The sequence below is a fragment of the Terriglobia bacterium genome (assembly GCA_036496425.1).
Taxonomy (GTDB): domain Bacteria; phylum Acidobacteriota; class Terriglobia; order 20CM-2-55-15; family 20CM-2-55-15; genus 20CM-2-55-15.
This window is the reverse complement of sequence record DASXLG010000176.1, coordinates 1-6,288: the sequence shown is the minus strand read 5'-3', so window position 1 is coordinate 6,288 and position 6,288 is coordinate 1. Positions and strand designations below refer to the sequence as shown.

4 protein-coding genes are annotated in these 6,288 nt (G+C 58.3%); all 4 read left to right on the top strand.

Annotated elements, in window-relative coordinates; all coding sequences use genetic code 11:
• Positions 1-77: 77 nt before the first annotated feature.
• The gene (locus tag VGK48_12345) at positions 78-1,985 is read left to right on the top strand and encodes a PAS domain S-box protein (GenBank protein HEY2381960.1); all 1,908 of its coding nucleotides are present in this window, start codon (positions 78-80) and stop codon (positions 1,983-1,985) included.
• A gap of 4 nt (positions 1,986-1,989) precedes the next feature.
• Positions 1,990-2,433 carry a response regulator gene (locus VGK48_12340; protein ID HEY2381959.1) on the top strand — a complete coding sequence of 148 codons (444 nt, stop codon included), beginning with the start codon at positions 1,990-1,992 and terminating at the stop codon, positions 2,431-2,433.
• Positions 2,434-2,441: 8 nt separating this feature from the next.
• The gene (locus tag VGK48_12335) at positions 2,442-4,589 is read left to right on the top strand and encodes a response regulator (GenBank protein HEY2381958.1); all 2,148 of its coding nucleotides are present in this window, start codon (positions 2,442-2,444) and stop codon (positions 4,587-4,589) included.
• Positions 4,590-4,608: 19 nt separating this feature from the next.
• Positions 4,609-6,288, top strand: a 1,680-nt coding sequence (locus tag VGK48_12330; GenBank protein ID HEY2381957.1) for a pyrroloquinoline quinone-dependent dehydrogenase, incomplete at its 3' end; no start/stop codon positions are given.

Below are 6,288 nucleotides of genomic sequence, written 5' to 3'. Positions count from 1 at the left end.
CGTCTCCGCAGAATGTCAGAAAACTCGATTGGTCACGAACGTGCTATTAGGCCCGAGCGCACGGAAAGGAATTCTCAATGGATAAAGATATGAGAGTCATAGGCGTGGATTTGCCGCAGACCGAAGACGAGTACCGGCTTCTGGCGGACAGTCTCCGGGATGTTTGCTTTTTCATGTTGAGCTCGACGGGTCATATCTTGACGTGGAACTCCGGCGCGGAACGCATGAAGGGCTACTCGCGCGATGAAGCGATCGGAAAGCACTTCTCGATTTTCTACGCGGCTGAAGACCGGGCTCGAGAACAGCCGGAACAGGATTTGCAAACTGCCCTGAGCGGAGAGCGGCTGATGGCCGAAACATGGCGCGTCCGGAAAGACGGCAGTCGTTTCCGGGTGCAAAACATCATCACCGCCCTCAAAGACGACTCGGGGAAGCTGAGGGGTTTTACGAACATCACGCGCGATATCACGGAGAGCCAACGGTCGGAGGAAACACTCCGCACCTTGTCCCGGCTGGCCGGCCTGCTGGACATCGCGGACGATGCGATTATCTCTGTCAATAACACCCAGGAGATTACGCTTTTCAATCAGGGCGCCGAGAGGATCTTTCAATACACATCCGCGGAAATACTCGGCAAGCAGCTGGATGTCCTCATTCCCGGCCGGTTTACACACACCCACCAGGCCCACTTGCAGGACTTCGGGCAATCCAAAGAAACCGCGCGAAAAATGGGCGAACGCCGTGAAATCTTCGGTCTGCGCAAGAACGGCGTCGAGTTTCCGGCAGAAGCATCGATCTCGAAGTTCGAACTGGAAGGAGAAAAGATTTTCACCGTCATTCTCCGCGATATTACAGAACGGAAACAGGCCGAAGAGGCCGTCCGGAGTTCCGAAGCGCGTTTTTCGGGAATCCTCGACATCGCGGATGACGCGATCATCTCGATCGACAAAGGACAACGGATCACAATTTTCAACCAGGGCGCGGAAAAAGTCTTTGGCTATGCCGCCTCCGACGTCTATGGAAAGCCGCTGGATATGCTGCTGCCCCGCAGGTTCACCGATACACATCAGCATCACCTTCGAGAATTCAGCCAATCTGCGGAAACGGCACGGAAGATGGGAGAGCGGCGTGAGATCTTTGGACTGCGCAAGAATGGCACCGAATTCCCCGCGGAAGCTTCGATATCGAAGCTCGACCTCGGAGGCGAAAAGATTCTCACCGTCATTCTGCGCGACATTACCGAACGAAAACAGGCGGAGAGCGCCCTGGCCGCAAAAGCTTCGGAACTCAGCCGCTCGAACTCCGAACTTCAGCAGTTTGCCTACGTCGCATCGCACGATTTGCAGGAACCGTTGCGCATGGTCGCGAGCTACACGCAACTTCTCGCCAAGCGATACAGGGGCCAATTGGACGAGAACGCGGACGAATACATCGGATTCGCCGTGGATGGTGCGGCAAGAATGTCGGGACTCATCGATGACCTGTTGACGTTTTCCAGGCTGGACTCGCAGGGCAATCCATTCGACGAGACCGATCTCGACAAAGTGTTGCATCGAGCGCTGGAAAACCTGCAGGTCGCCATGGAAGAGAGCAAGGCCGACATCACCTGGGATGCCATGCCCACGATTCTCGCGGACGAGTTTCAGATGGGACAGCTCTTTCAAAATCTGGTCGGTAACGCTCTCAAATTCCGGGCGCCGGACCGCAGGCCGGCCATCCATATTTCAGCCGAGCGGAGGACCATGGAGTGGATTTTCTCGGTCCGCGACAACGGGATCGGCATTGACCCGCAGTTTGGGGACCGGATTTTCATCATTTTTCAGCGTCTGCACCTTAAAAACGAGTATCCGGGCACCGGAATCGGACTGACGATTTGTAAGAAGATTGTGGAACGGCACGGCGGCCGGATCTGGCTGGAGCCGCAGGCCGGGTTGGGAACGACATTCTCGTTTTCGGTGCCGCACCGGCCGCACGAATTTTCATAAGCCTATGAATCGATCACACGCGAACAACACTCCGGATGTCCTCCTGGTCGAGGATAATCTCGGCGATGTGGGGCTGGTCCGGGAAACCTTCAAGGATCTCAACCTTCCGAATCCCATCCACGTCCTGCACGACGGCGTTCAGGCTCTCGAATACTTACACCAGGAGGGCAAGTTTTCCGATCAGCCCCGGCCAGGCGTGATTATTCTGGACCTCAATATACCGAAAAAAGATGGCCGCGAAGTGTTGGCGGAAATCAAGGCGGATCCTGAGTTGAAGCTCATCCCCGTCATCATTCTCACAAGCTCGAAGGCTCGGGAAGACATCGAGAAGAGCTATGCGCTTCACGCCAACTGCTACGTCACGAAACCCGTTGTTCTCGAGGACTTCATGAGACTTGTGTCGGTGGTAGCCGAATTCTGGCTGAACGTGGTGCGTTTGCCCAGCTAGGAGTATTAATGTCCGTTATGGATATCCAGGTCCTGCTGGTCGAGGACTCTCCGGCAGATGTCCGCATGATCCGGGAGGCCTTCAGCGAAAATTCCGCCCGGCGAACCATGGCATCCCACTTCGTGCTGGTGCACGTCGAGCGGCTGTCTCAGGCCTTGGAGCGCCTGCGGACGGAAAGCTTTGGCGTCATTCTGCTGGACCTGGGCCTGCCGGACAGCCAGGGAATACAAACGGTGGAAGCCGTTTCCAGGAGCTATCCCGGCACTCCAATCGTCATCCTGACCGTCCATGACGATGAAATGTGGGCGCTCGAAGCGATGCACAGCGGAGCCCAGGACTATATATCAAAGAAGGATCTGGATGGACCTTCGCTCCGCCGCGCGGTTCGTTACGCAATGGAGCGCAAGCGCGCCGAGCGTGAGCATATCGACTTCGCCGCCGCCCAGGCCGCGCGGCACGAGAGCGAACGTGCATCCGAGAATATGCGGCGGCTGCAGTTGATCAGCGACACGGCGATCGAGCACATTTCACATGATCAAGTCGTTGAGCATCTGCTGGACAAAATCTGTGAAGTGCTGAAGAGCGATAGCGCGGCCGTTCTACTGATGAATTCGAATGGGACGGACTTCGATATCCGGAAATCCCGCACATCGAAAGGCAACAGCGAAGAGAAACCCGGCGCGAACCGCGCCCGCAGCATTTTAGCGGGGCGCATTCGCGACACGCTGCAGCCGCAGGTTCTCGGCCTGGACGAAATCCACGCTGAGAGTCCGGTTTCCGGGCTGGTGCCGGCCGGGGGCTGTATTGCCGGAGCGCCCATGCTCATTCATGGGAAGCTGTTTGGAATTCTTTACACGGGATTCCACGGGGGAGTGGCGATCGGCGAGGACGATTTCCGGCTGCTCCAGTTGATCGCGGATCGCATGGCGTTTGTCCTCGACCACGCGCGGCTGTATGAAGAGGAACGGAAAGCCAAAGCCGAAGCCGAACTTCAGAGCCGGCTTAAAGACGAATTTCTGGCAACCATGTCTCATGAGTTGCGAACGCCGTTGAGCGCTATCCTCGGGTGGTCGCGTCTGATTTGTGCCGGCCAGGTCCAGGGGCCCGTCCTCGCGCGGGGAATGGCAGCGATCGAGCGTAATGCGGCCGCCCAGGCCGCGCTGATCGATGACTTGCTGGATATTTCGCGTATCGTTGCCGGCAAATTGAGCCTCGATGTCCAGGCGACGGACTTGAGTTCTGTTATCGAAGACGTTCTCGTTACGTTTCGTCCAGGCTCAGAGGCCAAGAACATTCAACTGCAAGGCTCTTATGATCCTGAGGCCGGGCTGATCGACTGCGATCCTCATCGCCTGCGCCAGGTCATCGGAAACCTGGTCTCGAATGCGATCAAATTCACGCCGGCCGGTGGTCATGCTTTTATCACCCTCAAACGCAGCGGCTCGACGATGGAGATTGCGGTTGGCGACGATGGCCAGGGCATCGATGAAGACTTCCTGCCGCATGTGTTTGAACGTTTCAGGCAGGGCCAGGGTGCCTCCACGAGACGACATGGGGGGCTGGGCATCGGGCTCGCCGTCGTCAAGCACATCGTCGAACACCACGGCGGCACGGTTCACGCGGACAGCGGTGGTTCGCAAAAAGGCGCTACATTCACCGTCAGACTGCCGGTCAAAGCCATTTCCTTCAACAACGGGGCTGCGCAAAGGGGTGCCGCCACTGAAAGTAAGCCGCTCTTTTCCCCAAAGGAACTCGATGGGGTCCGGATCCTGGTCGTCGATGATGAGCCGGACACGCGCGGCCTGCTGGAAGTCGTCTTTCAAAACTGCAGCGCGCACGTCACCAGTGTAGGAACGGCCGTTGAGGCCCTGATCATTATCGGCGACGACGCGCCCGACGTCTTAATCAGCGATATCGGAATGCCGGACATCGACGGTTATGAACTGATCCGCCGGGTACGGGCCATGGACGGGAAGGCTTCCAAGAGTGTGCCTGCAATCGCCCTCACCGCCTATGGCCGCACGGACGATCGATCCAAGTCGCTCGCCTGCGGCTTCGATTTGCATGTATCGAAACCTGTCGACCCGGCCGAATTGGTCGCTGCGGTTGCCGGAATCGTCGACCGGCAGGGCTCCGCAAAAGGCAAGCCCGTCTAACCAAAACAGCCCCAGCACCATGAGGACTTTCATTTTCATTTTGTTGCTTTGGGCCGGCGCCGCATCTCCTTCCGTCGATAGTGGCTGGTCATCCTATGGGCATGATCCCGGCGGGACGCGATACTCACCGTTGAAACAAATTACGGCTCAGAACATTTCAAAGTTGAAAGTTGCATGGACGTACCATACCGGCGCGCTCAATCCACAAACAGCGCTGAACGAAAAGGCGGCGTTCGAGGCGACGCCGATCATCGCCGACGGCCTTTTGTACCTCACGACTCCGTTCAATCAGGTGATTGCTCTCGACCCCGCAACCGGCACCGAAAGTTGGAAATACGATCCGAAAGTGGATCGGACGCACAACTACTCCGAGGTTAGTTCGCGCGGAGTCTCGGTCTGGATGGACGCCAGGGCGTCGGCCGCCGCGCTGTGCAAATTGCGTATCTACGAAGGGACGATCGATGCGCGGCTCATTGCGCTCGATGGAAAAACCGGCGTTCCCTGTGCAGATTTCGGCAAGGACGGGCAAATCGACTTGTCGCGCGGCGTCGGCTACGGCCCGGAATTCCGGGGCGACTACGAAGTGACATCGGCGCCAGTGATCGTTTCGGATCTCGTGATCACGGGATCGTCGATCGGCGACAATGGAGCTGTGGACATGCCGCGAGGTATCGTTCGCGCCTACGACGCGCGAACCGGTGCGCTGCGTTGGACCTGGAATCCGATACCATGGGCCGAAAGGCAACAGGTGCGGACCGGCGCCGCCAATGCTTGGTCCGGTTTTGCCGCCGATCCCGCCCGCGACCTCGTCTTCATTCCCACCGGCAGCGCCAGCCCGGATTATTACGGCGGCGCGCGGCCCGGCGACGACAAATGGGCGAACTCGGTAGTGGCTCTTAAAGCTTCAACCGGGGCGTTCGTTTGGGGATACCAGGTCGTTCATCACGACCTCTGGGACTATGACGTCGCGTCCCAGCCCATGTTGATCGATTTCCAGGGTAAAGCCGCAGTCGCCGTGACGACGAAGATGGGGAATCTGTTCATCCTCGACCGGACCACGGGAAAACCGCTGAACAAGGTGGAAGAGCGTGGGGCGCCGAAGAGCGACATCCCGGGCGAGAGCGCATCGCCGACCCAACCGATTCCGGCATGGAACGCGATGGTTCCACAGAAACTGGCCGCCGCCGATGCCTGGGGCAGCACGGAGGATGCACGCAACTGGTGCCGCCAGAAGATCGAGTCTCTCCGCAATGAGGGAATGTTCACCCCGCCGTCATTTAAGGGATCGATTGCGTTTCCAGGGAACATTGGAGGAGTGAATTGGGGAAGCGCCGCCTGGGATCCCGAACGGAACATCCTGCTCGCAGACACGAACCGCGTCGCCGCCGTTATGAAACTGATACCGCGCGAAGAAATCGCCCCGGCCATCGCTCATCGTGCCGACATGCCGTGGGGCGGGGAATTTGCCCTTCAGAGGGGTACTCCTTACGGCATGTTTCGAGACTGGCTGGTAGCGCCGACGGGCCAACCTTGTAACGCTCCACCTTGGGGAGCTCTGGTGGCCTTCGATTTGAGTACCGGGAAAGCTCGATGGGAAACCGCTCTCGGTTCTATGGGGCAAGGATGGCCTTCCGGCTCCATCAGCTTCGGCGGACCCATCGCAACCGCCGGAGGCTTGATCTTCACTGCCGCCGCTCTC

Bases quoted from the DNA above. Each gene is read 5' to 3' on its own strand.
- VGK48_12345 (HEY2381960.1), top strand. From the start codon at position 78: ATGGATAAAGATATGAGAGTCATAGGCGTGGATTTGCCGCAGACCGAA.
- VGK48_12340 (HEY2381959.1), top strand. From the start codon at position 1,990: ATGAATCGATCACACGCGAACAACACTCCGGATGTCCTCCTGGTCGAG.
- VGK48_12335 (HEY2381958.1), top strand. From the start codon at position 2,442: ATGTCCGTTATGGATATCCAGGTCCTGCTGGTCGAGGACTCTCCGGCA.